This is a genomic window from Ruegeria sp. AP12 (genome assembly GCF_056540025.1).
Map to the genome: position 1 here is coordinate 277272 of NZ_JBQFVZ010000001.1, position 24236 is coordinate 301507.

Below are 24236 nucleotides of genomic sequence, written 5' to 3' on the forward strand. Positions count from 1 at the left end.
CTTGGACGGCGATCAGCCCAATCAATAAAGTCCAACCTTCAGGCGACCTTGCGGCGCTTTTATCCTTTGGCGTTTTTTTGGGTGACTATTCGTCGTCCTGAGACAGGATCGTGTTTGCGATTGTCGTCGCCGCAGCCACAAAGATGCCCAGACCTACGATGATGTAGGCCATCGTAAAGATCTTTCCTGCCGCAGTCTGAGGGGAAAAATCACCAAACCCTACGGTCGAGATTGTCACGACAGAAAAGTAGATGGAATCGAGCCAACTCCAGCCTTCAACATAGTGGTAGAAAACAGATGCCCAGAGGATCATTCCAAGCGTGAAAGCAAGCAGGCTTTTGACCCGGCCGTCCCGAAACGCGACACCTATGCCCCGTGTAATTCTTTTCAGTGAGTTCATCGGTCCCTCATATATATTGGAAATCGTATATATCATTAATTTGATGATATAAGAAACCGGGACGAGTTGGCCGTCAGAACCGTCAGAAAGATCGCGCATAAAATGACTGTTCGTTTTCAAAAAAACCCAAAAGGGCGGGTGTTTCCGTTTTTTGGTGCTGGACTGCCCGGCATCACGGTAACGCAAGTGTTCACGCGGACCGAAGTTGATTCCTGTTTGATTAAGTCACTGGAAATTGGCAACTTATCGCTAAGGTGCGCCCAGTGCTCGGAACATCAGCAGAGCCGCGTATTCAAGTGTCGCACGTGGAATTGGCCCAGCCACACAGTGCATCGAAACCAAAGGAGTAGAACGTGCGTTTGATTTTCAAAGGCGTTTTGATTTGCTGCGCGATCGCGTTTGTTGCTGTTTTGGCGGCTTGGCTGTTCCTGTCCTCGGCGCTGTTTTCTTCGCTTAGGACCGGTTTCGTTGAAAACCTGATCTCCAAAAAACTTGGTCAGGACGTCTTGATCGAGGACGAGGTGCGTTTGGGCCTTGGTCGGCAACTGCAGGTCTCGGCGGCGGGGCTGGTGCTTCCCGGTTCGTCTGGAACTGACGCCAATTTGGCGGTCATCGACGCGATTGAGTTCGAAATCTCCGCCCGCGATCTTTGGAACAGCAAGCTGTCGCTCAGCAACCTTGCCATATCGGGTGTTCACCTGAACCTGATCACCGACGAAGACGGAAATGCGAACTGGCAGTCACTTTCTACAGTGGAAACCGAAAAGCCTGCGAAGTCTCAGAACCCCTCTGTCGGCGGAATTCTGGCGGATCGTCGAGTTGACCTGACCGACGTCACCATTCTGTACCAGAACGGCCTGAACGGACTTGATCTGGATCTTCAGCTTAGGGATCTGGTGCTGGCGCGTGATGAGGGAACGAACACCGCGTCTGCCGTTGGGACCGGTTCGCTAAATGGCGAGCCGTTTTATCTGAATGGGTCATTCCCCGCGGAAGACCCGTTTCAGATGGCGATGGATTTCGAACAAATATCGATTGCGGCTGAACAGATCCCCCAAGAGAACGGGTTGCAGGTCAAGACGACCGTAGAGATTGCAGAACTTGGACAGCTTCTGGACGTGCTGAAACTTAACCGCGTGCTGGAAGGGGCGGGCAATGTGGCGGCAACCTTCAAATCGGCTGATGGCATGGCCCGGATTGATGATCTGAGCGTATGGGCTGAATTGGATGGCGGGCAAAGCCTATCGCTGACGGGCCAAATCGGAGAGTTGGGGAACCCCACAGATGTGTCGCTGACAACCCGTATTCGGCTTTATCCCGAAGACGCGGAACCGGGCCCTGCGGCATCTCGCTATGACCTCAAGCTAGTTGCGGTTGATATGGTTATGGACAGCGTGCCGGGGCAGGTGCCTCAGCGGCAAATGGTCATTAAAACCAATGGGTTCACGCTGGACACCGCGGGTGAAGGGCCGCCGCCGGTCAAGTTTTCGGAACTTTCCAGAACGCCGGACGGTGCTTTGCGGGTCGGAAACATCAATCTGCGGATCGGAAACCCGGCTGATCCGTTTGTCATTTTGAACGGATCTGTTGACGATGCGCTGCAATTGCAAGGCGTATCAGCCGAAGGTCTGATGGATATTCCCGCCAGCAGCTTGATCTCGCCCGAACTCATGGGGCCAGACGATCAGCTTGGCCGGTTTTCGGGCGACTTTCATTTGAACGGGGACATTAATCAACTTTCACTGATCAACCTTGATGGCAAGACGAGCGAAACGGATGTCTGGTCCCTTGAGGTGCACGGTACGGTTAAGAATGTCCTCAAGTTCGAAAACCTGGATCTGGCAATCGATGTTGATGTTCCGTCCGGTGCAGACCTGATGGCTGCATTGTCGCTGGACCCCGTTGAAACCGGGCGCGCGCGCTTTGGGATCGATTTGGTGAGCGAAGGCACCGATTGGAATGCAAACGCCAGCGTCGAACTTGCCGAGTCCGTATTGCTCGTGAAGGCCGATCTTGATGACGCGACAAGCGATCCTGTGCTGCGGGGCGCGATTGAAAGTGACCTGATTAAGATCGATCAACTGCGTGATATCGTTCAGGCCGCCGCGCAATTGAGAAAGCTTGGCAGCGCAGCGCAGGATGTCGAAGACGCCAGCGCCGAAGCCGATGGACCCGGCGCATTGAGAGATGTGACGCTGAAACCCATCGGACGTTCCATTCTTCTGTCGGGTATTGATATCGATGTTGATATCGACCTTCGGCATATCGAAGGTGCCAAAGGCGTCAGCAGCTTGCAAAGCGAACTGACGCTCGACGAAAACGAGCTTCGCGCCGGTCCGCTGGCATTTGAATATGGCGGGGCTCAGTTCGACGTAAGTGGGCAGATGGATCTTTCGAATGAGGCGCATCTGCTGACCCTGACCGGCAAGGCGGGCGGTTGGCGGTTGGACGACATCCTTCACACCCTGAACTTCAAAAAGGGCGCAAGCGGCACGATCTATGCGGATTTTTCGGTGACCGGAGGAACCGAGTCCGCCAAACACTTTGCCAGCACGATGAGCGGCAGTGCGACGGTTTCCATGCGCGACGGGTCAATCGAAACGCAGTTGTTGGATCTGGCAGGGCTGGGCGTTTTGCCCTGGGTATTTTCCAAGGAAAAGCAGAAGGTCGCGCCAATCGTATGTCTGCGCGCACCCCTCAGCATTTCCAACGGCAACATTTCGACCAAACAAACCACGTTGGAAACGGATCAGGTTCAGGTCGTCGTCTTTGGCGGTGTCAATATGGCCAACAAGGCCCTAGACCTGAACCTGCAACCGCGCAAGATAGGCGAGCCGCTTTCGCGCAGCCCTTGGCCGGTCACGTTGAAAGGCCCGCTGGCCAAGCCGAACGTCAAGGTCAAGGACGGGCCAAAGAGGCTCAAGCGTTCCGACGGTGCGGATCAAATGCCGGCGCAGCGGAAGCTTTGCATTCCGGATATCCTGCAATTGCAGTAGCAGTGCGTTCGAAAAATCAGTTGGGCGCGGGCACGGTCGAAATCTCGCGATTTTCCCACATTGCCTTGGCTTACCGCATTGTTTTCATTTATTCGCGCCTGTAATGAGGGCGGACGGGGGTCGCCCCTGATCACGACATGCCCGCGTGGTGGAATGGTAGACACAGGAGACTTAAAATCTCCAGGCGGAAACGCCGTGCCGGTTCGAGTCCGGCCGCGGGTACCAATCTTGTTTCGATCAGAGCTTTGGCAACAAGTTCCGACATCTGTTTTCGGCGCAACCCAAGCGATCTTGAGGCTACACCTTCCAATTTTCGCATGTTAGCCTTTTGCAGAAGGCAAGAAATCACGAGGTGCATATGCCGGTTACAGTGAAAGACATGATGGCGGCGGCCAACGCTGTCGTCCCACGGGTTGATATGGTCAAGGCGCGCGAGCTGATCGAACACGGCGCGTTACTGTTAGATATTCGCGGCACTGCTGAGGTGCAGAAAACCGGTCGGGCAAAAGGGGCGGTGCATATACCCCGTGGAATGCTCGAATTCCGGGCAGATGAAGGCCTGGAGTCTCATGACCCAAACATGCGCAAAGACCGGCCTGTTGTGATCTATTGCGCCTCCGGCGGTCGCGCCGCTTTGGCGGGCAAGCTGTTGAAAGATATGGGCTATGAACAGGTGTTCAATCTGGGCGGTTTCGCCGACTGGGTGAAAGGCGGCGGCGAGGTCGAAGACACCTGAAGCGTGGCCTGCCCGATCAACACACGGCGATTGGTTCAGGCGTTCAGAAACGCCCGGACGGCGGCTTCGAACTCGCGCGGTTTTTCGGCATGCAGCCAGTGTCCGGCACCCGGAATTTTGGCAAAGCGCGCACCGGGAAATAACGCTCGGATTTTGTCGCGGTGTTCCGGCAGGACGTAGTCAGACGCGCCGCCCGACAAAAACAGGGCCGGGCCATCCCATGCGCCATCCAGCTCTGGAAAGCTCATGATGTTTGGCATCTGATCGGCCAGCACATCCAGGTTCAACAGCCACCGTTTCCCAGCGACATCCAGCGATTGGGTGAAAAAGCTCTGCAGTGCTTTTTCAACGCCTTGATCCGCCAGTTGCAGTTCCGCATCTGACCGTCGGGTGATCGTTGAAAAATCGACTGCCCGCATCGCCTCGATGAACTGAATCTGGCTGTGCCCATAGGCGACCGGGGCGATATCGGCGACCACAAGCTTGCGCACCAGCGCGCCGTGCCGCAAGGCCAGCGTCATCGCCGCTTTGCCACCCATGGAATGCCCCAGCACATCGACCGGGCCACCGACATTTTCGATCACCTGCGCGATATCCTCGGCCAATGCAGAATAGTCGTGCCGGGGGTCCCAAAAGCTGTGCGCATGGTTTCGCATATCCACCGCAATAACCTGCCGTTCATCCGACAGCCTTCGCGCAATCACACCCCAGTTCCGAGCCGATCCATACAAGCCATGAGCGATTATAAGGGGCGGCAGCGCAGTGGGTTCGCCGTGAATGATCGTGTTCAGCATAGCCGCGTGATACCGCCCTTGCTCTAAAACAGCCAGCCCCATTGTCGCGCACAGCATCAAAGGCTAGTGTCGCGCGTCAGGAGGGGCCATGGCGCAAGACACCGACATTCAGGACCGGATCACGGAAACCGTCGCATTGCTGCGGGCCAAGCTGGGTGTGCGGGACAAAACGCTCGAGGCATCGATCCGCCGCGCCCGACACCGTTTGCCGCGCCGGGTGTTCAAACAGGCGATGATTCTGGCCAGGGCCGAACAGATGGCGGCGCACCCCAAACTGCGCCGCGTTCTGGATACGCCTGCCTTGACGAAAGCCTCGGACGAGGTTCAGTCGCACCTGACGGCGATCAATCTGGCGGATCGGCGCTGGGGTTGGTTCCTCGGCATGTTGGGCGGTCTGGCCTTCAACTTGCTGGCTTTGACCGTGTTGGTTCTGGTGTTTCTTCTGTGGCGCGGCTTGATCTGATCGCAGGTTTTGTCCTTTGCGCGGCGCTTGCCCTAGCCTTTTCTTCGCATGTTTGATGCATGCCAAAAGGGGCGGGAACGTCTACTGAAAAAAAACGGCGCCCGTTCTGGGCGCCGTTTTCTTTTTCCAAGCCGATCCGATTACAAATTCGGATAGATCGGGAACTTGGCGCAAAGGTCTGCGACCTCGGCTTTGACCTTGGCCTCGACGGCGCCGTTGCCGTCTTCGCCATTGGCGGCCAGACCGTCGACAACCTCGATGATCCAGTCGGCGATCTGACGGAACTCGGTCTCGCCAAAGCCGCGCGTGGTGCCTGCGGGGCTGCCCAGACGGATGCCCGACGTGATGGTCGGCTTTTCGGGGTCAAACGGCACGCCGTTCTTGTTGCAGGTGATATGCGCCCGGCCCAGAGCCTTTTCGGTGGCGTTGCCCTTGACGCCTTTGGGCCGCAGGTCGACCAGCACCACATGGGTGTCGGTGCCGTGGGTCACCGTGTCCAGACCGCCCTTGATCAGCTGATCCGACAGCGCCTGCGCGTTGGCCACGACCTGCTGGATGTAGGATTTGAACTCGGGCCGCAGCGCCTCGCCAAAGGCCACGGCCTTGGCCGCGATCACATGCATCAGCGGGCCGCCCTGAATGCCGGGGAAGATCGCCGAGTTCACTTTCTTAGCGATATCTTCATCATTGGTCAGGATCATACCCCCACGCGGACCGCGCAGGGTTTTGTGAGTCGTCGTGGTCGCCACATGCGCATGCGGGAAAGGAGAGGGGTGTTCGCCCGCCGCCACCAGACCGGCGAAATGCGCCATGTCCACGTGCAGATACGCGCCGACCATGTCGGCGATTTCCCGCATGCGGGCAAAGTCGATCTGACGCGGGATGGCCGAGCCTCCGGCGATGATCAGCTTGGGCTGGTGTTCCTTCGCCAGCGCCTCGACCTGATCATAGTCCAGCATGTTGTCTTCTTTGCGGACACCATACTGCACCGCGTTGAACCACTTGCCCGACTGGTTCGGGCGTGCGCCGTGGGTCAGGTGGCCGCCTGCGTCCAGGCTCATGCCCAGAATGGTGTCGCCGGGCTGGATCAACGCCTGAAAAACGCCCTGGTTGGCTTGGCTGCCTGAGTTCGGCTGCACATTGGCAAAGCCGCAACCAAACAGTTCCTTGGCGCGGTCAATGGCCAGATTCTCGGCGATATCGACGAACTGGCAGCCGCCATAATAGCGGCGACCGGGATAGCCCTCGGCGTATTTGTTGGTCATCACCGAGCCCTGCGCCTCCATCACGGCGGCAGAGACGATGTTCTCGGACGCGATCAGCTCGATCTCATCGCGCTGGCGGCCCAGCTCGGATGTGATCGAGCCGAAAAGTTCCGGGTCGCGGTCAGACAGGGATTGGGTGAAAAAGCCCGTATCACGAAGGTTGGCGTTCATTTGCGCTCCATAAACTGGGGTAAAAACTTGCGGATTTCCTATCGGAAACCCACCATCGGCAAAAGGCATAAAGCGACGATTTGGCCCGCTGCGGCGTCAAGTCTGGCCTATTGAGGAAAGGTATGTTTGTTTCGGAACCAAATGTGTAGCACCGGAAACCAGACCCAATGAAAAAAAGAATCGCCTTCCTCGCCAGTGAGGCCGAGATGGCGCAGGACGCCCGCGATCGCCTGATTGAACAATATGGCAATGCCGCCCCGCGCGACGCCGAGGTTGTGGTTGCCCTGGGCGGTGACGGTTTCATGTTGCGCACATTGAAGAACATGCAGCATCTCGACGCGCCGGTATACGGTATGAATCGTGGCACAATCGGGTTCCTGATGAACAATTTCCACGAAGAGGACCTGATGGCCCGTCTTGCCGATGCGCAGGAAGAGGTCATCAACCCGCTGGCCATGCGGGCCATGGACCAATCGGGAAAGCTGCACGAGGCATTGGCGATCAACGAGGTCTCACTGCTGCGCGCAGGCCCGCAAGCCGCACGGTTGAAAATCAGCGTCGATGGGCGCGAGCGGATGGCGGAACTGGTCTGCGACGGTGCGCTTCTGTCCACGCCTGCCGGTTCGACGGCGTATAACTACTCGGCCCATGGTCCGATTCTGCCAATCGGGGCGGACGTCCTTGCCTTGACCGCAATTGCCGCATTCCGGCCGCGCCGCTGGCGGGGGGCTTTGCTGCCGAAGATTGCCAAGGTTCGATTCGACGTACTGGACGCAGACAAACGCCCCGTCATGGCCGACGCCGATTCCATTTCCTTCCCGGATATCGACTGGGTTGAGATTCGGTCAGAGCCTGCAATCACCCATCGCATCCTGTTTGACCCGGGGCATGGTCTGGAAGAGCGCTTAATCTCTGAGCAATTCACTTAAACTGCGATTTTTTTAGATTTATTTTCTCTTGTGTGAAGAAGTTCACACGGCATTCGCTACGGATTGGCTAATCTGACCGTGCTCGGAGATCACGCTATGGTGGGAGTGAGTGGCCACCTGTACGGCGTTTTCGAATGATTGCGTAAATTTCGCGCTGGCGAGGGTGGGTGGTGCTACGCTCGTCATCAGAAATCCGGGCACATTTAAGCAGCTGGACCCCGGGCCCAATAACCCGGGGTCTATTTTGTTTTGGGGCGGTTACCCGCCCGAAAGACTGTCCCACAATGGCAGACACATCTGTCCGACACGCTCTTCGATGGCGGCGGCGGCGTCCACGGCCAGATCTTCGCGCCAGCGCCGCGCGGCAATCTGGACATTGATGGGCTGCGGACCTTTCGGCAACTGAGCCAGACGGGCAGGGACGCAGGCGGCGGGCAGGCCCAGAAAGTTCATCGCGTAGGAATAAACAGCGCAGCCCAGAACCTCATGCACGCCTTCGGCCCCTTCGGTGTCGCGGTCCGGCTTAAAGAAGGGTTGCGGCAGGAAGGGCGACAGGACCAGCGGGTAATCTTGCAGAAACAGCGACCATTCGCGCGCATAATGGCTGCGTTTGGCCAGCATTTTAAGCAGTTCGGTTTCGACGATAGGCGGGAATTCCTGAAAATAGACGTCGAAGATGTCCTGAATGGTCTGAGAGCCCGCAGCCTCGACATCCGACTTCATCAGGGTCAGCACTTCGCCCATCAAAGAGCGATAGCCAATCCGCCCGCATTCAAAGACATCGGGCGGATCGATTTCTTCCACCAAATACCCGGCATCCGTCAGAGCGTCGCGCGCAGTGTCCAGTGCTTTTTCGACCTCGGGGTGAAGGGCATAGTCAAAGGTGTTTTTGGTTAAGGCAACTTTGATCGGCCCTTCCAGATCGTCCCCGCGCCAAGGCATCGGCACGTGGAAAGGGTCTCGCGCGTCGGGCGCGATCAGGCTTGGCATCGACAGGTGCAGATCCGCGGCGGAGCGGGTCAACAGCCCTTGCACCGACATGGATTGGGCCAGCGATCCGCGCTCGGCCTTTTGGCTGGGGTTCCAGGCGGGCACGCGGCCCAGGCCGGGCTTGACCGTAACCGCGCCATTGGCGGCGGCGGGAAACCTGAGGCTGCCACCGATGTCATTGCCGTGACCCAGCGCGCCGATACCCGCCATCACGGCAGCACCGGCCCCACCAGACGATCCCCCGGGCGAGATATGCTGACCCCAAGGGTTATGGGTGCGCCCGTATAGCGGGTTGTCCGTATCGGCGCGGAAGGAAAACTCTGGCGTGTTCGTGCGACCGATCACAATGGCCCCGGCCTTTTGCAGGTTCGACACAACCGGGGCGTCATCCGGCGCGATCACGTCTTTCAACGCGACCACGCCGTTTGTGGTGGCGTGACCCTTTTGATCGACATTCACTTTGATCGTGACCGGGACGCCGAACAGCGGGCCGGGATATTCGCCCTTTGCGCGCGCCCGATCCAGATCGCGGGCACGGTCAAGCGCCGGATCGCTCAGGTCTTCGACCACCGCATTGAGGCTGGGATTGACCGCATGCATCCGATCAATCGCGGCTTGAGTTGCGGCTTCGGCGCTCAAGTCGCCGCTGCGGGTCAGCTGTGTCAACTCGGTGGCGCTGAGACGCCAGATATCGCTTTGTGTCATGGGCCCTCACTGTCTGATCGTGACAGTAGGGGGCCTGTACCTGGTTGCAAGGGGGGCGGTGCAGGCCGCCCCGGACTTATTGCGCGTATCCGATGGTTTGCAGGGCCGCTTTGATCTCGTCCAGAATGGCCGGATCATCAATGGTTGCAGGCATCTTGTAGTCCTGCCCGTCGGCAATCGACACCATGGTGCCGCGCAGGATCTTGCCCGAGCGGGTTTTGGGCAAACGATCCACCACGACAGCCAGCTTGAAGGCCGCGACCGGCCCGATCTTGTCGCGGACCATCTTGACGACCTCCTGAACCACGTCGCCATGATCGCGTGCGGCACCCGCGTTCAGACACAGGAAACCCACCGGCATCTGGCCTTTCAGCTGATCCGAGACGCCAATCACGGCGCATTCTGCGACGTCGGGGTGGGCGGCCAGTACCTCCTCCATCCCGCCGGTCGACAGGCGGTGGCCAGCCACGTTGATCACATCGTCGGTGCGCGCCATGATATAGAGGTATCCATCCTCGTCGATCATGCCCGCGTCGCCGGTTTCGTAGTATCCGGGGAAATGTTCCAGATAGGATTTCCGGAAACGGTCCTCGGCATTCCACAGCGTTGGCAACGTGCCTGGGGGCAGGGGGAGTTTTACTGCAATCGCCCCCAACTCACCCGGTTTCATCGGGTGGCCGCCCTCGTCCAGGATTTGCACATCATAGCCGGGCATCGGTTTGGCGGGCGAGCCCAGTTTGGTAGGCAATTCCTCGATCCCCAGCGGGTTACCTGCAATGGTCCATCCGGTTTCTGTCTGCCACCAGTGGTCGATCACCGGAACCTTCAGCGCGTCCTGCGCCCAGATGATCGTATCGGGGTCAGCACGTTCGCCCGCCAGATACAGCGCGCGCAAGCCGGAGAGGTCATATTTGGCCAGCATCTCGCCTTTGGGGTCCTCGCGCTTGACGGCGCGGATGGCGGTGGGGGCGGTGAAAAAGCTGCGGACATTGTGTTCCGAGATCACCCGCCAGAAGGTGCCCGCATCAGGGGTGCCGACAGGTTTGCCTTCGAACACAATAGTGGTGTTGCCGTGGATCAGCGGCGCGTAGCAGATGTAGGAATGTCCCACGACCCAGCCCACATCCGAGGCCGCCCAGAACACTTCGCCCGGATCGACATTGTAGATGTTCTTCATCGACCAGTTCAGCGCAACCAGATGCCCGGCGGTTGGTCGCACAACCCCTTTCGGCGCACCCGTGGTACCCGAGGTATAGAGGATATAGGCCGGATCATTGCCCGCAACCGGCACACATTCCGCCGGTTCAACGCCGTATTGGAAGCCATGCCAATTGAAGTCGCGTCCTTCAATCAGCTGCGCAACCTCTTGTTCACGCTGGAAAATCACGCAGAACTCGGGCTTGTGCTTTGCCATGTCGATGGCGCCGTCCAGCAAGGGTTTGTAGTGCACTACGCGGCCCGGCTCCATCCCGCATGAGGCGGCGATGATCGCCTTGGGCTGTGCGTCATCGATGCGGACGGCCAGTTCGTTACTGGCAAAACCGCCGAACACCACTGAATGCACCGCGCCAAGCCGGGCGCAGGCCAGCATCGCCTCAAGCGCTTCGGGGATCATCGGCATATAGATGATGACCCGGTCGCCCTTTTCGATACCCTTGGCCCGCAACGCCCCGGCCAGGGTGGCGACGCGGTTGCGCAGCTCGACATATGAGATCTCGCGCTTGGTATGGGTGATCGGGCTGTCATAGATTATGGCGGTCTGCTCGCCGCGCCCGTTTTCCACGTGACGGTCGACGGCGTTCCAGCAGGTATTGACCTGCGCGTCACTGAACCATTCATAAAGCGGGGCGTTATCGTCAAACAGCGCTTTGCTCGGAGGTTTGTCCCAATCGATCCCTTTTGCAGCGTCCATCCAGAACGCCTCGGGGTCGTTTTTCCAGCTATCGTAAACGTCCTGATATGCCATTTTGTCTTCCTCCCAAAGCACTGAGCACGTTGTTAGGTATCCGCCGCGTATCAAACAAGCGGCGCTTGTGACGCCGCGTCAGTTTATCGCAAAATCTTTGCAGTTCGGGTCGGAATGATCTGCAAATTATTGCAAACCTGTTTGGTTTTTTGGGCTTAGTTGAATAACCTTGCGGAAATTGCAAATTTGTTAACTTTTCTGTGCAAAGGCGACGACTCGCCGAACGCCAAAGAAGGCGTTCGGCTTTATAATCGCGCATCGCATCAGCCGTAATGTGCGACCGGGGTGCCGGCGATGGCCGCCATGTTCAGCAACCCGCGCGCTGTGATCGACGGTGTCACGATATGGGCTTTGTTTCCCATCCCCATCAGAATCGGACCAACCTCGATCCCGTCGGCTTTCATCTTCAGAATGTTCCGCACTCCGCTTGCCGCATCGGCATGGGCAAAGACCAACACATTTGCCGCCCCTTCCAAACGCGAGGCCGGGAAGATCCGGGCCCTGAGCTCCGGGTCCAGCGCGGCATCAAGGTTCATCTCGCCTTCGTAGATGAAATCTCTTGGTCGCTGATCGAGTATTTCGATGGCAGCACGCAGGCGTTTGCCCGAGCCTTCGGCCTGATTGCCGAACTGAGATTGCGAACAGAAGGCGATTTTGGGCTCCAGCCCGAAACGCCGCACATGGCGGGCCGCGCCTATGGTGGATTCGGCCAGTTCCTCGGGCGTTGGCAATTGTCGGACATGGGTGTCGGCAATGAACAGGGGGCCGTCTTCCAGAATCATCAGCGACAGCGCGCCATGCGGACGCAGGTCGCCCTTGTTCAGCACCTGCTCGACATAGTTCAGGTGCCAGCGATATTCGCCAAACGTACCGCAGATCATGCTGTCCGCTTCCCCCCGGTGCACCATGATCGCCCCAATGGCGGTTGTATTGGTGCGCATGATGGCCTTGGCCAGATCCGGCGTCACGCCCCGGCGTTGCATGATCTTGTGGTACGAGCTCCAATAGTCGTAATAGCGCGGGTCGTTCTCCGGGTTCACGATCTGGCAGTCTTTGCCGGGGCGGATGGTCAGGCCCAGCCGGTCGCAGCGGGCATCGATCACCTCGGGCCGTCCGATCAGGATCGGTGTTTCGGTGGTTTCCTCCAGAACGGCCTGCGCCGCACGCAGGACGCGTTCATCCTCGCCTTCGGCAAACACGATCCGGCGCGAGGCTGCGGCTGCGGCTTCGAACACAGGCCGCATCAGCAGGGCGGATTTGAAGACGGTCTGGTTCAGCTTTTCCCTGTAGGCATCCAGATCCTTGATGGGACGTTTGGCAACGCCGCTGTCCATCGCTGCGCGCGCCACGGCCGAGGACACAACGCCCACCAGACGCGGATCAAAGGGTTTCGGGATCAGATAATCCGGGCCGAAATTCAGCTGCTCGCCCTTATAAGCAGCGGCAGCCTCGGCGCTGGTGGTGGCACGGGCCATTTCGGCGATGCCATCGACGCAGGCGATTTGCATCTCGTCATTGATCTCGGTCGCGCCAACGTCCAGCGCGCCGCGGAAGATGAACGGAAAGCACAGTACGTTGTTCACCTGATTGGGAAAATCGCTGCGCCCTGTGGCGATGATCGCATCCGGCGCGACCTCGCGCGCGGCTTGGGGCAGAATTTCCGGGGTCGGGTTGGCCAACGCGAAGATGATCGGCTGATCGGCCATTCGGCTGACCATTTCGGGCTTCAGAACGTTCGGGCCGCTGAGACCCAGAAACAGATCGGCCCCGTCGATCACGTCGTCCAGTGTGCGCAGGTCGGAATTCTGCGCGAACTGATCCTTGTGCGGGTTCATATCCTCTTCGCGGCCCTCATAGACCAGCCCGTGAATATCGCACAGCCAGATGTTTTCGCGCTTCACGCCCAGCTTGACCAACATGCTCAGACACGCGATGCCCGCCGCGCCACCGCCGGTTGAGACGATTTTGATGTCCTCGAAGGACTTGCCGGCGACGTGCAGCGCGTTTTTGGCGGCTGCTCCGACCACAATGGCCGTGCCATGCTGGTCGTCGTGAAAGACGGGGATGTTCATGCGCTCGCGGCACAGCTTTTCGACGACAAAGCAATCCGGGGCCTTGATGTCTTCCAGATTGATTGCGCCGAACGTGGGTTCAAGCGCGCAGACGATATCGGCCAGCTTTTCCGGGTCGGGCTGATCGACTTCGATGTCGAAACAGTCGATTCCGGCGAATTTCTTGAACAGGACCGCCTTGCCCTCCATCACCGGCTTCGAGGCCAGCGCGCCGATATTGCCCAACCCCAGAACAGCCGTTCCGTTCGACACCACAGCCACCAGATTCCCGCGCGAGGTATAAAGCTCCGCGTTCGACGCATCGGCCTTGATCTCAAGGCTCGCCTCGGCCACGCCGGGCGAATAGGCGCGGGCCAGATCGCGACCATTGGCCATTGGCTTTGTGGCCTTGATCTCAAGCTTTCCGGGTTTTGGATGGGCGTGATAGTCAAGCGCGGCTTGTCTTTGGCTGCGTGAGTCAGACATCAGCGATACGGCTCCCTTCTGGTATCTAACCGTGTGGTAACCGAGTTTTTGCGGCTTGGCTACGTTGCGTCACCTATCACAGCTTGATGTCTCTTAATCCGGGCTTGGTTGATTTCCGTTGTAAAATATTTACATTCGGCCAAATCCACTCACTCAAACTGCCGAACCAGCAGAACCAAGATAGGCATGACTTTCAGCACTGAAACCAAAGCAGAGCGTTTGACTCTGCCCGTTCGATTTGCACCCGCAACCGGCGTTGCGGTGACCCATTGTGTCATGTTGGCGACGCTGCTGTTTTGCGTGGTTGGGATACTGTGGCCAACCTGGGCGATCACGCATGTTAATGAAGGCGGGATTGTCGAGATTGCATCGGCTGTGATGCTGTTCGGCGCGGCTGTGGCGGCGTTGGTAACTTTGAAGGGGTTGCCGCGAGTGTATATTTCGCTGGGCTGTTTCCTTCTGGCAGAGCGAGAGATCGACACCGAGATCTTCGCCGCAGACAGCTCGCTTGCGGCTGTATTCAACGCGATTGACAACATGCTCGATCCCACTTGGGTGCGGGTGGTTCTGGGTCTGGTCTTGCTGTTCGGAGTGGTCTGGCACGGGATCCCAACGATCTGGAAAGCCCGCAAGGCCCGTGCGCCATTCCTTACCGTTTTTGCTTTGGCAGTGTTGGCTGTCGTCGTGGCGCAAGTTGTGGATCAGGTCGCACGGCCCAAATATACGGACTTTTCCCAACTGACGCTGATGCGGCTTTTTGTTGTGGAAGAAACGCTCGAGCTATTGTTTTCGATTGGCATTTTCGCTTCGGTTCTGATCGGATGGCGTAAACACCAACAGCACGAGACACTGCCCGATGCGCCCTTTGCGTTCGAACCAGACGATAGCCGAGTTCCGCTTACCAACGAATGAGCTAAGGGACGACATCCCATTTTACACCAAGGTTCTGGGGATGCGGATGGATATGATCTATCCCGCAGACGATCCGCGGACTGCCGTGTTCTCAGGTCATGGGTTGCGTCTGCGCATCGAAAAAGATGCGCCTGAAGGTGCCGGAACGCTTCGCATCCTGACCGAAGACCCCGATGCATTTGCCGGCGGCGAAAGGGTTTTGATCGCGCCAAACGGAACCCGAATCGAGATTGAAGACCGCGACCCGCCGCTGGTCATGCCCGAAACGGTCCATTCCTTTGTCGTCCGTCGCCTTAGAGATCAGGCCCCTTGGATCATCGGGCGAGCCGGGATGCACTATCGCGACCTCGTTCCGGATCGTTTGGGCGGCTCGATCATCGCCAGCCATATCCGCATCCCCGATGGCGGGCCGGTGCCGGATATGGTGCATTTCCACAAGGTGGGTTTTCAGCTGATCTTCTGCATCCATGGCTGGGTCGATGTTGTCTACGAAGATCAGGGTGACAAGATGCGCCTGACCGCCGGGGATTGCTTTATCCAGCCCCCGGAAATCCGCCACCGTGTGCTGGAAGCCTCGGACAACGTGCAGGTGATCGAGATCGGCGTTCCGGCCGAGCATGTCACCGAGATTGATCATGAGATGGAGTTGCCGACGCCTCATTTGCGTCCGGACCGGGAATGGCAGGGCCAACGCTTTGTCTACAATCAGGCCAAGGATGCCGAGTGGATACCCTTCCGGCTGCCGGGCTATGTTTGCCGCGACACGACGATTGCCGAAAACACCAAAGGCGTGGCCGGGGTACAGGTCATCCGCCGTGGGCAGGGGGACACGGTTTGGGCCAGCCATGATACCGACATTCACTTTACCTTCGTCATGACCGGAGAGGTTACGTTGGAAGGCGAAGGGCGCGAGCCATACCGGCTGGAACAGGGGGATGCCTTTGTTATTCCGCCGGGAATGCGCACGCGGCTGGCGGACCCGTCCGAGGATATCGAATTGCTGGAAGTGACATTACCGGGAACCTTCAACACAATGCTGGAATAGGCGAAAAACACATGCTGGGGGCTTCAACTTCCCCGGCGCTTGCTATTAGGGTACGTTTTTCTGACCAACTGATCAAAAATTGGGGAATCGCCATGTCGCTCAAAGATGCTGCCCTGAAGGTTCGCGAAAACGCCCATGCGCCTTATTCGAATTTCAAGGTTGGTGCGGCGATCCTGTCGGGGTCCGGTACGCTTTACGTCGGCTGCAACGTCGAAAACGTGGCTTATCCCGAAGGCACCTGTGCCGAAGCAGGGGCGATAGCCGCCATGGTTGCCGCAGGTGAGACCGAACTGGCCGAGGTCTACGTCGTGGCCCAAAGCCCACAACCAGTACCGCCCTGCGGGGGGTGCCGTCAGAAACTGGCCGAGTTCGGTGGGCGCGACGTGAAGGTCACTCTGGCGACGACCGGCGGGATGGAAATGGAAACCACCATCGGCGATCTTCTGCCGGGCGCGTTCGACGCGTCCCATATGCAGGACGCCTGAGCCAATGGATGCCCGCTCGATCATCGCAAAACTGCGCCGGCATGAGGTGCCGACCAGCGAAGACCTGTCATGGTTTGCACAAGGGCTGGCTGATGGCGGGGTCAGCGACGCGCAGGCCGGGGCCTTTGCGATGGCGGTTTGCATGGGCGGGCTGGGCGCGCAGGGGCGGGCAGACCTGACCCTGGCAATGCGCGACAGCGGTGATGTTCTGAATTGGGACGTGAACGGGCCGGTGATCGACAAGCACTCGACCGGGGGGGTGGGGGACTGCGTCAGCCTGATACTGGCCCCGGCGCTGGCGGAGTGCGGGGCCTATGTTCCGATGATTTCCGGGCGGGGCCTTGGTCATACAGGTGGCACGCTGGACAAGCTTGAGGCCATTCCCGGTGTCACCACGCAGATCGGGCAGGACCGTCTGGCCCAGATACTAAGCGAAACTGGGGCCGCGATTGTTGGCGCAACCGGTCAGATCGCACCGGCCGACAAGCGGCTGTATGCGATCCGGGATGTCACGGCGACGGTCGAAAGCCTCGATCTGATCACCGCGTCAATCCTGTCCAAGAAACTGGCGGCCAGCCCCGAGGCTCTGGTGCTCGATGTCAAGGTCGGCAGCGGGGCGTTCATGAAAACGCTGGATGAAGCGCGCACACTGGCACAGGCCTTGACCGAGACTGCGAATGCGGCAGGGTGCCGGACCTCGGCCGTGATCACTGATATGCATCAACCCTTGGCCCCGGCGCTGGGCAATGCGCTGGAAGTGGCCGAGGTGATGAATGTTCTGACAAATGCGCATTACGCGCCGCTGGCCGAAATTTCGGCCGAGCTGGGCGGCGTATTGCTGACCGATGCCGGCATGGTCGCCACGGCGGATGAGGGGCGAGACAAGATCACTGACGTTATCCGCGACGGGCGCGCAGCCGAGCGGTTTGGCCGCATGATGGCCGCTGTCGGCGGGCCGCTGCAGTTCGTCGAAAACTGGTCACGCTTCCTGCCCGAAGCCAGCGTGATCCTTGAGGTTCAAGCCCCGCGCGGTGGGTATATCAACGCGATAAATGGCGAGGCATTGGGCCTTGCCGTGGTTGCCTTGGGCGGTGGTCGGCAGGTCGAAAGTGACGTGATCGACCCGGCGGTCGGTATGTCCGGCATTGTCCGGCTGGGCGACAAAGTCGACAAAGGCGCGCCCTTGGCCGTGGTGCATGCCGCGCGGGAAGACGCCGCGCGGCAGGCCGCAGATACGATCCTGCAAGCCATCTCGATCGGCGATGATGCACCGATGACCCCGGCGCTGGTTCATGAAAGGATCACCGCATGAGACGGGCTTTTCTGGTCGTCATGGACTCGGTCGGTATCGGCGGCGCACCGGATGCGGGCCAGTATTTCAACGGCGACGTGCCGGACATCGGGGCCAACACGGTTACCCATATCGCGCAGGCCTGTGCCGAGGGTCGCGCCGAGGACGGGCGCTCTGGCACGCTAGACCTGCCCAATCTGGACGCGCTGGGCCTTGGTGCTGCGGCGCGCCTGGCGTCGGGGGATGATACGCCGGGACTTGATGCTGAACCCTCGGGCCTCTGGGGCTGCGCGCGCGAACGTTCGCCGGGCAAGGACACGCCCTCGGGCCATTGGGAACTGGCCGGTTTGCCCGTACCGTGGGATTGGCACTATTTCCCCGACACCACCCCGGCCTTTCCCGCTGATCTGAGCCGCGCCGCGGCCGAGGCCGCGGTCACCGGCGGCATTTTGGGCGATTGCCATGCCTCGGGCACCGCGATCATTGCGGAACTGGGGGCCGAGCATATGCGGACCGGCTGGCCGATCTGCTACACATCAGCCGACAGCGTGTTCCAGATCGCCGCGCATGAAGACAGCTTTGGCCTCGACCGCCTGCTGCAGATGTGCCGGACGCTCGCGCCGCGTTTGCACCAGATGAAAGTGGGCCGGGTGATTGCGCGGCCCTTTGTCGGATCGCCTAAGGACGGATTCACCCGCACTACCAACCGCAAGGATTTCGCGATCCTGCCGCCTGCGCCGGTGCTGACCAATTGGGTGCAGGATGCCGGTCGCAAGGTGCATGCCGTGGGCAAGATCGGCGACATCTTTTCGATGCAGGGGGTCGACACGCTGCGCAAAGGTTCGGACGCCGAGTTGATGAGGCACCTTTCCGATCTGGTGGACGAGGCCGAAGAGGGCAGCCTGACTTTCGCCAATTTCGTCGAATTCGACAGCCTCTATGGTCACCGCCGCGACATCAGCGGTTACGCCCGTGCTCTGGAATGGTTCGACCGGGAAATCGGCGTGATCCTGCAAAAGCTGCGCCCGGACGACCTGCTGCTGCTGACCGCCGATCACGGCAACGATCCCAGCTGGACCGGAACCGATCACACGCGCGAACAGGTGCCTGTTCTGGTCGCTGGAAAAGGCAGCGGCCAGATCGGGCAAATCGCATTCGCCGACGTCGCTGCCAGTATTGCCCATCACCTGAACATTCCGGCGCAAGGGCCGGGGAGAAGCTTTCTATGACCGTCGCAGACCTGCCCAAAATCGAGTTGCACCTGCACCACGAAGGCGCGGCCCCGCCCGCCTTTATCCGCCAACTCGCCCATGAAAAGCGCGTTGACCTGAGCGGGATATTCAAACCCGACGGCAGCTATGACTTCCGGGATTTCGCCCATTTCCTCAGCGTGTATGAGGCCGCTTGTGAGGTTCTCAAAACGCCCGAGGATTTCCGCCGCCTGACGCTGGCGATACTTGAAGAAAGCGCCGCAAATGGCGTGGTTTATTCGGAAACCTTTCTCAGCCCCGAGTTCTGCGGCGGCGGGGATCTTCATGCCTGGCGCGACTATCTGACCGCCATTCAGGACGCCGCTGACGAGGCTGAGCGCAAATTCGGCATCACCCTGCGCGGTGTTGTCACCTGTGTCCGTCATTTCGGTCCTGAACAGGCCAAACGCAGCGCCCATTGCGCGGCGGAAACCGCAGGCGACTGGATTACCGGTTTTGGCATGGGCGGCAACGAATCCGTGGGCACCCAGGGGGATTTCAAATGGGCCTTCGACTGCGCCCGCGAGGCGGGGCTGCGTCTCACCACCCATGCGGGCGAGTTTGGCGGCCCGGAAAGTGTCCGTGATGCGATCCGCGATCTTGGTGTGGAACGCGTCGGCCACGGGGTGCGCGCGATTGAAGATCCTGACCTTGTGCACGAAATTACCGACCGTGGTATCACGCTAGAGGTCTGTCCGGGATCAAACGTGGTCCTTGGCCTGTTTCCTGATTTCGCAGCCCACCCGATTGCGCGGTTGCGCGATGCAGGCGTCAAGGTCACCGTTTCCACCGACGATCCGCCCTTTTTTCATACCACCATGCGGCGCGAATATGAGATGCTGCACGCAGCCTTCGGCTGGGACGCCGAAGACTTTGCCGCACTGAATGAAACAGCCCTGAACGCGGCTTTTTGTGACGAAGACACCCGCGCGCGGGTCAAGAAAAGACTGGAGAACTCATGAGCGATCACCTGACCGTCGTCGACCACCCGCTGGTGCAACACAAGCTGACGCTCATGCGGGACAAGGGTACCTCGACCGCCGTGTTCCGGCAGTTGCTGCGCGAAATCACGCTGCTGTTGGCTTATGAGATCACGCGGGAAATGCCGCTGACGACGCGGCATATCGAAACCCCGATGGAGGAGATGGACGCCCCCATTCTGGCCGGCAAGAAGCTGGCGCTGGTCTCGATCCTGCGGGCGGGCAACGGGATGCTGGATGGGGTTCTGGAATTGATCCCCTCGGCACGGGTGGGATTTGTCGGCCTATATCGCGATGAAGAAACGCTGAAACCCGTTCAGTACTACTTCAAGGCCCCCGAGGGGCTGAAAGACCGTCTGGTCATCGCCGTGGACCCGATGCTGGCCACCGGCAACAGCTCTGCCGCCGCGATTGATCTGCTGAAAGAGCAGGGCGCGACCGATATTCGCTTTCTCTGCCTGCTGGCCGCACCCGAAGGTGTCGAACGCATGAAAGAGGCGCATCCAGATGTGCATATCGTCACCGCCGCGCTGGATCGCGAGTTGAACTCGAAAGGCTATATCATGCCCGGTCTCGGTGATGCCGGGGACCGGATGTTCGGCACCAAGTAAGGCGGATCACTCGCCGCAGATATTCTGTAGCCGGACCCAATCGCGGTCCGGCAACACCTGTTCCAACGTGCGCCCGGCCATCGGGTCGGCCTCGATCAGGCCCAGCACGGTTTCCCCGGTGATGTCACGTGCATAGGCATAAGGGGTCGAGGGCAGGGCGGCCTGCGCGAACATCGCCAGCAACGCCTCATCCGTGACCGAGGGGCGGGGTTCGGACAAGACCTGTTCGGTATAGCTGTCGACGATCTGAGGCGTCAGCCCTCCGGTTGTCAGCAATCGAAACGCCGAGGACGCGCCCGTCCGGTCCAGCAAATCATCCAGCGGGTCCTGCTGTTCGGACCGCGCCCGTTCTGCAATAACATATCCGGCGGCGACGGCTGGATCCTCATGATCCTCGACCAATGACCGGCTGAGTAGCACGGTACCGCCCGGCAGGCTGAGGCTGTCCTGCACCCCTGCAGGCAGGATGATGATCTGCCGCACGCCGGTCCGTTTCGCCAACCGATCCAATGACGCCTGCGCATCGCGTGAGGTACAGGCACGCCCCGACACACGCTCGATCCGTTTCAGAATCGCGCCGCCGATTTCCTGCCGCTTCACCTCGGGCACGACGGACACCACATGGCTTTGCAGCGCTCCGGGCAGCCACAACAGCATGACCGCCAGAACAGCGGCAACAACGCCCCCAACGCTGAGCCACCGCAGACGCCCGGGATGCGGACGTGCCTTGTCGATGGCGCGTTGCAGCCGGTCGATGGCTTCTAGCATGGTCTTTTCGCTTTCGGCCAGCTCCAGCGTCTCATCCGGGTCGCCATCGGGGTTGAAGATCGCCGGGAAGACGCCCGGATTTTGCCGTTCCAGCGCCGCCAGTGACCAATGCGTCAACGCCCGGTCATTGAAATCCGAGATGGTGAGCGTGGCCTCACCAATCGAGACGACAACCTCGCGCCGTTGTTCATCGGGCGAGGGGCGCCACAGACCGGTGGCTTCGATCCGCTGGTACTGTTTCAGGGCGGTCATCTGGATGGGTTCTGCTCGTATTTCTTTTGCCGCAGCTTAGCACGCCCAAATCGCGTGGCGCAAACTTGTTGCGTCGGGATTGGCAATTGTGCTGGATGGCGGGACGCAGAACAGGAACATGTGGCAGATGCAGGCAGCTAAACCGACCTCACCGATTTTGGCCGCGGCCCTGATGGTCAGTTCCATGGCCATCATCGGGGTTGTGGACAATGTCGTGATTCTGCTGGCCGAGACAATAGGGCTGTGGCAATTCCACCTGAGTCGGGCCGCTTTGATGTTGCCCTTGATCGCAGGGCTGTCGCTGCTGGGCTTTGGCACGCTGCGCCCCAAACGGTTAGGGCCTGTCGTGGTGCGCAGCCTGCTGATCACCACGGCCATGCTGTTCTATTTCGCCTCGCTGGCTTTGATGCCGATTGCGCAGGCGCTGGCCGGGCTGTTTACCTCACCGATCTTTGTGCTTCTGATCTCGGCACTGGGGCTGAAACAACCTATCGGTCCGTGGCGTATCGGGGCAGTGATGATCGGGTTCATCGGCATCCTGTGCGTTTTGCAACCCAACCCAACCGATTTCGACGCCCGAACCCTGTTGCCGGTGGCGGGCGGGTTTTTCTATGCGCTCAGCGCCATTGTCACCCGCAGTCATTGCTCGGACGAAAGCACGGTGGCTCTGCTGGCGAATATGGTGATGACCCTGGGACTGGCAGGCGCAATCGGGTTGGCCTTTTTCACCGCCTTTCCGGTGGATACGCCCGAGGGGCCGGATGGGTTTGTGACCCGAGGGCTGGTCTGGGACTTCCAACCGGCCATCCCGTGGATCGTCGTGCAAGCCGTGGGGTCGACCATCGCGGTCTTCATGCTGATCAAGGCGTATCAAGTGGGCGAGCCGTCCTTTGTTGCCGTGTTCGAATATTCGGTGATGATCTTCGGCCCGCTTTTTGCCTGGGTGGCGTTGGGGCAGTCCATCGGCGTGATGCAGGTCTTTGGCATCGGACTGATTGCAACGGCGGGGGCCGTGCTGGGATGGCGCGCCAGTCGCGCAACGGCAGAGCAGGGCGTGGCGTGATCATCTCGACCGGACGCCGTTATGTGTTCGTGCATATCCCCAAGACCGGGGGCACGTCGCTGGTGTTGGCGCTGGAACAGCGGGCGATGAAGGATGACATTCTGTTGGGGGATACGCCCAAGGCGCTGAAACGTCGACGCCGCGCCAAATCCCTGAACGCGCGCGGGCGCTTGTGGAAGCATTCAACGCTGTCCGATATCGACGGGGTTCTGTCTGCCAAGGCTTTGACGTCGATGTTCGTGTTTACGATGGTGCGCAATCCGTGGGACCGGATGGTGAGCTATTATCATTGGCTGCGGGTACAGAGCTTTGATCACCCGGATGTCGGGCGCGCCAAAGATCTGGATTTCGGGTCGTTTGTCCTGCATCCGTCCACGCTGCGATCCTTTCGGCACCACCCCGCGCGCGCCTATGTGACCATGGCCAACGGGGCCGAAAGATGTGACGCATATATTCGCCTTGAGCATTTCGCACAGGACGCGCGGCCTCTGATCGAACATCTCGGGTTTGACGTGGAGCTGCCGCATCTGAACCGGTCGAAGCGGGATCGCGATTACCGTCGGTACTATACGACGCAAACAGTGGATGCGGTTGCCCAAGCCTGCGCGGAAGATATTCGGAGATTCGGATATCAGTTCGACGGATCGGCCCAGTAATCGTTTCCGAACGCGGATCAAAAGAAGTATTTACCCCGCATTTGTCTGTAAAATGTGCGCAAAAGGGGCCTCAAAAGGCCCAAATTGGGCGCAAATATGTCAGAAATAAGTCACCTCTTAAAATTCATGCTATCCGTTTTGCATCGTTAGTTTGTGCCACAAGGGGGTGAGGCACGTGTTTGAAGTAGTGAGTGTTTCGGGGTTTTCGGATCAATCTGGTGACGTTGATTTCGCCGACCCGAATAAAGCGGTAAACGCACGCCGTGGTGGTTTGTTGCGCGGCACCAAAGTTGCTACCACAAGTGGCTGGAAGTTGATCGAACGGGTTGCCGTGGGCGATCTGGTGCGAACTTTGGATAACGGGTTTCGCGAGGTGCGCCGGATTTCGACCTGTTGCGTCGTTATTCCGGCCGATGAAACCCGCGCCGATTACATGCCGATATTTGTACCCGCACGGGCGACCTATAACGGGCGGCCTGTCTGGTTGATGCCCGAGCAGGGCATGGCGCTGGATCTTGGGAAACTCGATCCCGACGCGGCGGGTGTCTCGGTTATTCCGGCCCGGATGTTGAACGGCGCGTGCCGGATGTCGGCGCAGGTGCCGGGGTCATCGTTCCAGGTGACGACTTTGTTTTTTGACACGGATGAGGTGATCTTTGTCGAGGGTGGGCTGCAGGCCTTTTGCCCGGCTGGTCGGTTCAGTGCCCGTTCGGCACAGGATCACGCGCCCTATAGGGTGGCGGATGAACAGACCGCGACGGCTTTGGTCAATTCGATTGCAATCAGGGGCGACGTTTCAGCCCTTGCAAACCCGTTGGGTGCACTGCCTGCACCCATCCCGCAGGAACCGATTTTTCCGATCCGCCCGCCATCCGGCATGCGCAGACCGGGGCGTCCGGGCAGGCCCAATGCGCCTGTCCTGTTTCTGCGGCCTGAATGGCAGACCTAACCAAACACGAAAAGAACGATGC

At 59.5% G+C, this 24236-nt stretch carries 21 protein-coding genes and 1 tRNA gene; 15 read left to right on the plus strand and 7 right to left on the minus strand.

All coding sequences use genetic code 11. From position 1 onward, the window contains the following. Nucleotides 1-85 precede the first annotated feature (85 nt). Nucleotides 86-400, minus strand: a complete 315-nt coding sequence (locus ACR0E6_RS01390) for a potassium channel family protein (RefSeq protein WP_170454052.1) — start codon at nt 398-400, stop codon at nt 86-88. 353 nt (nt 401-753) lie between these two features. Here ACR0E6_RS01390 and ACR0E6_RS01395 point away from each other — a divergent pair, with 353 nt between their 5' ends. The 3 genes from ACR0E6_RS01395 (at nt 754) to ACR0E6_RS01405 (ending at nt 4132) form a co-directional block, all read left to right on the plus strand. After that, a complete protein-coding gene (locus ACR0E6_RS01395; protein WP_480580450.1) occupies nt 754-3396 on the plus strand; it encodes an AsmA family protein in 2643 nt (880 codons plus the stop codon). A gap of 139 nt (nt 3397-3535) precedes the next feature. Continuing rightward, a tRNA-Leu gene (locus ACR0E6_RS01400) sits at nt 3536-3621 on the plus strand. Nucleotides 3622-3754: 133 nt separating this feature from the next. Further along, nucleotides 3755-4132: a rhodanese-like domain-containing protein gene (locus tag ACR0E6_RS01405; RefSeq protein WP_480580452.1), complete on the plus strand. Its 378-nt coding sequence runs from the start codon at nt 3755-3757 to the stop codon at nt 4130-4132. Nucleotides 4133-4167: 35 nt separating this feature from the next. Here ACR0E6_RS01405 and ACR0E6_RS01410 read toward each other — a convergent pair whose 3' ends face one another. Further along, nucleotides 4168-4968 carry an alpha/beta fold hydrolase gene (locus tag ACR0E6_RS01410; protein ID WP_480580454.1) on the minus strand — a complete coding sequence of 267 codons (801 nt, stop codon included), beginning with the start codon at nt 4966-4968 and terminating at the stop codon, nt 4168-4170. Nucleotides 4969-5014: 46 nt separating this feature from the next. Here ACR0E6_RS01410 and ACR0E6_RS01415 point away from each other — a divergent pair, with 46 nt between their 5' ends. Further along, nucleotides 5015-5389: a hypothetical protein gene (locus ACR0E6_RS01415; protein ID WP_170454046.1), complete on the plus strand. Its 375-nt coding sequence runs from the start codon at nt 5015-5017 to the stop codon at nt 5387-5389. Nucleotides 5390-5529: 140 nt separating this feature from the next. Here the strand turns inward: ACR0E6_RS01415 and glyA are convergent, their stop codons facing one another. After that, complete coding sequence (gene glyA, locus ACR0E6_RS01420) at nt 5530-6825, minus strand: serine hydroxymethyltransferase (protein ID WP_480580456.1); 1296 nt, start codon at nt 6823-6825, stop codon at nt 5530-5532. Nucleotides 6826-6992: 167 nt separating this feature from the next. Between glyA and ACR0E6_RS01425 the strand changes: the two genes are divergently transcribed. After that, nucleotides 6993-7754, plus strand: coding sequence for an NAD kinase (locus tag ACR0E6_RS01425; RefSeq protein ID WP_170449318.1), 762 nt, complete (start codon nt 6993-6995; stop codon nt 7752-7754). 258 nt (nt 7755-8012) lie between these two features. Here ACR0E6_RS01425 and ACR0E6_RS01430 read toward each other — a convergent pair whose 3' ends face one another. The 3 genes from ACR0E6_RS01430 to ACR0E6_RS01440 all read right to left on the minus strand — a co-directional run bounded on the left by ACR0E6_RS01430 (nt 8013) and on the right by ACR0E6_RS01440 (nt 13952). Continuing rightward, the gene (locus tag ACR0E6_RS01430) at nt 8013-9449 is read right to left on the minus strand and encodes an amidase family protein (protein WP_480580458.1); all 1437 of its coding nucleotides are present in this window, start codon (nt 9447-9449) and stop codon (nt 8013-8015) included. Nucleotides 9450-9525: 76 nt separating this feature from the next. Next, nucleotides 9526-11415, minus strand: coding sequence for a propionate-CoA ligase PrpE (prpE, locus tag ACR0E6_RS01435; RefSeq protein ID WP_170735306.1), 1890 nt, complete (start codon nt 11413-11415; stop codon nt 9526-9528). Nucleotides 11416-11678: 263 nt separating this feature from the next. Then, complete coding sequence (locus tag ACR0E6_RS01440) at nt 11679-13952, minus strand: NADP-dependent malic enzyme (RefSeq protein WP_480580460.1); 2274 nt, start codon at nt 13950-13952, stop codon at nt 11679-11681. A gap of 186 nt (nt 13953-14138) precedes the next feature. On the opposite strand from ACR0E6_RS01440, the gene ACR0E6_RS01445 reads away from it, so the two are divergent. The 7 genes from ACR0E6_RS01445 (at nt 14139) to upp (ending at nt 20526) form a co-directional block, all read left to right on the plus strand. Further along, a complete protein-coding gene (locus ACR0E6_RS01445; RefSeq protein ID WP_170449325.1) occupies nt 14139-14864 on the plus strand; it encodes a hypothetical protein in 726 nt (241 codons plus the stop codon). After that, a complete protein-coding gene (locus ACR0E6_RS01450) occupies nt 14809-15909 on the plus strand; it encodes a cupin domain-containing protein (protein ID WP_480580462.1) in 1101 nt (366 codons plus the stop codon). The genes ACR0E6_RS01445 and ACR0E6_RS01450 overlap by 56 nt, the downstream gene beginning before the upstream one ends. 92 nt (nt 15910-16001) lie before the next feature. Next, nucleotides 16002-16394: a cytidine deaminase gene (locus tag ACR0E6_RS01455; protein WP_480580464.1), complete on the plus strand. Its 393-nt coding sequence runs from the start codon at nt 16002-16004 to the stop codon at nt 16392-16394. 4 nt (nt 16395-16398) lie between these two features. Beyond that, nucleotides 16399-17706 (plus strand): thymidine phosphorylase, encoded by a 1308-nt coding sequence (locus ACR0E6_RS01460; protein WP_480580466.1) that lies wholly within the window; start codon nt 16399-16401, stop codon nt 17704-17706. Next, the gene (locus tag ACR0E6_RS01465; protein ID WP_480580468.1) at nt 17703-18914 is read left to right on the plus strand and encodes a phosphopentomutase; all 1212 of its coding nucleotides are present in this window, start codon (nt 17703-17705) and stop codon (nt 18912-18914) included. Before ACR0E6_RS01460 ends, ACR0E6_RS01465 begins: the two co-directional genes overlap by 4 nt. Beyond that, complete coding sequence (locus tag ACR0E6_RS01470; RefSeq protein ID WP_480580470.1) at nt 18911-19897, plus strand: adenosine deaminase; 987 nt, start codon at nt 18911-18913, stop codon at nt 19895-19897. The genes ACR0E6_RS01465 and ACR0E6_RS01470 overlap by 4 nt, the downstream gene beginning before the upstream one ends. Beyond that, the gene (gene upp, locus ACR0E6_RS01475; protein ID WP_170524854.1) at nt 19894-20526 is read left to right on the plus strand and encodes a uracil phosphoribosyltransferase; all 633 of its coding nucleotides are present in this window, start codon (nt 19894-19896) and stop codon (nt 20524-20526) included. Before ACR0E6_RS01470 ends, upp begins: the two co-directional genes overlap by 4 nt. 6 nt (nt 20527-20532) lie before the next feature. On the opposite strand, the gene ACR0E6_RS01480 is transcribed toward upp, so the two are convergent. Next, nucleotides 20533-21546, minus strand: a complete 1014-nt coding sequence (locus ACR0E6_RS01480) for a hypothetical protein (RefSeq protein WP_170449339.1) — start codon at nt 21544-21546, stop codon at nt 20533-20535. Between the two features lie 127 nt (nt 21547-21673). Here ACR0E6_RS01480 and ACR0E6_RS01485 point away from each other — a divergent pair, with 127 nt between their 5' ends. From ACR0E6_RS01485 to ACR0E6_RS01495, 3 genes are all read left to right on the plus strand, one after another. Then, a complete protein-coding gene (locus ACR0E6_RS01485) occupies nt 21674-22609 on the plus strand; it encodes a DMT family transporter (protein ID WP_170622083.1) in 936 nt (311 codons plus the stop codon). Beyond that, nucleotides 22606-23265 (plus strand): sulfotransferase family 2 domain-containing protein, encoded by a 660-nt coding sequence (locus ACR0E6_RS01490; protein WP_480582188.1) that lies wholly within the window; start codon nt 22606-22608, stop codon nt 23263-23265. The genes ACR0E6_RS01485 and ACR0E6_RS01490 overlap by 4 nt, the downstream gene beginning before the upstream one ends. Nucleotides 23266-23440: 175 nt before the next feature. Next, a complete protein-coding gene (locus ACR0E6_RS01495; RefSeq protein ID WP_480580472.1) occupies nt 23441-24214 on the plus strand; it encodes a Hint domain-containing protein in 774 nt (257 codons plus the stop codon). Nucleotides 24215-24236: the final 22 nt, after the last annotated feature.

Coding starts and splice junctions, on each gene's coding strand:
- prpE (WP_170735306.1), bottom strand. CDS start 11,415: ATGGCATATCAGGACGTTTACGATAGCTGGAAAAACGACCCCGAGGCG.
- ACR0E6_RS01430 (WP_480580458.1), bottom strand. CDS start 9,449: ATGACACAAAGCGATATCTGGCGTCTCAGCGCCACCGAGTTGACACAG.
- ACR0E6_RS01450 (WP_480580462.1), top strand. CDS start 14,809: ATGCGCCCTTTGCGTTCGAACCAGACGATAGCCGAGTTCCGCTTACCA.
- glyA (WP_480580456.1), bottom strand. CDS start 6,825: ATGAACGCCAACCTTCGTGATACGGGCTTTTTCACCCAATCCCTGTCT.
- ACR0E6_RS01415 (WP_170454046.1), top strand. CDS start 5,015: ATGGCGCAAGACACCGACATTCAGGACCGGATCACGGAAACCGTCGCA.
- ACR0E6_RS01460 (WP_480580466.1), top strand. CDS start 16,399: ATGGATGCCCGCTCGATCATCGCAAAACTGCGCCGGCATGAGGTGCCG.
- ACR0E6_RS01405 (WP_480580452.1), top strand. CDS start 3,755: ATGCCGGTTACAGTGAAAGACATGATGGCGGCGGCCAACGCTGTCGTC.
- ACR0E6_RS01440 (WP_480580460.1), bottom strand. CDS start 13,952: ATGTCTGACTCACGCAGCCAAAGACAAGCCGCGCTTGACTATCACGCC.
- ACR0E6_RS01480 (WP_170449339.1), bottom strand. CDS start 21,546: ATGACCGCCCTGAAACAGTACCAGCGGATCGAAGCCACCGGTCTGTGG.
- ACR0E6_RS01470 (WP_480580470.1), top strand. CDS start 18,911: ATGACCGTCGCAGACCTGCCCAAAATCGAGTTGCACCTGCACCACGAA.
- ACR0E6_RS01445 (WP_170449325.1), top strand. CDS start 14,139: ATGACTTTCAGCACTGAAACCAAAGCAGAGCGTTTGACTCTGCCCGTT.
- ACR0E6_RS01410 (WP_480580454.1), bottom strand. CDS start 4,968: ATGGGGCTGGCTGTTTTAGAGCAAGGGCGGTATCACGCGGCTATGCTG.
- ACR0E6_RS01390 (WP_170454052.1), bottom strand. CDS start 400: ATGAACTCACTGAAAAGAATTACACGGGGCATAGGTGTCGCGTTTCGG.
- upp (WP_170524854.1), top strand. CDS start 19,894: ATGAGCGATCACCTGACCGTCGTCGACCACCCGCTGGTGCAACACAAG.
- ACR0E6_RS01425 (WP_170449318.1), top strand. CDS start 6,993: ATGAAAAAAAGAATCGCCTTCCTCGCCAGTGAGGCCGAGATGGCGCAG.
- ACR0E6_RS01465 (WP_480580468.1), top strand. CDS start 17,703: ATGAGACGGGCTTTTCTGGTCGTCATGGACTCGGTCGGTATCGGCGGC.
- ACR0E6_RS01485 (WP_170622083.1), top strand. CDS start 21,674: ATGCAGGCAGCTAAACCGACCTCACCGATTTTGGCCGCGGCCCTGATG.
- ACR0E6_RS01455 (WP_480580464.1), top strand. CDS start 16,002: ATGTCGCTCAAAGATGCTGCCCTGAAGGTTCGCGAAAACGCCCATGCG.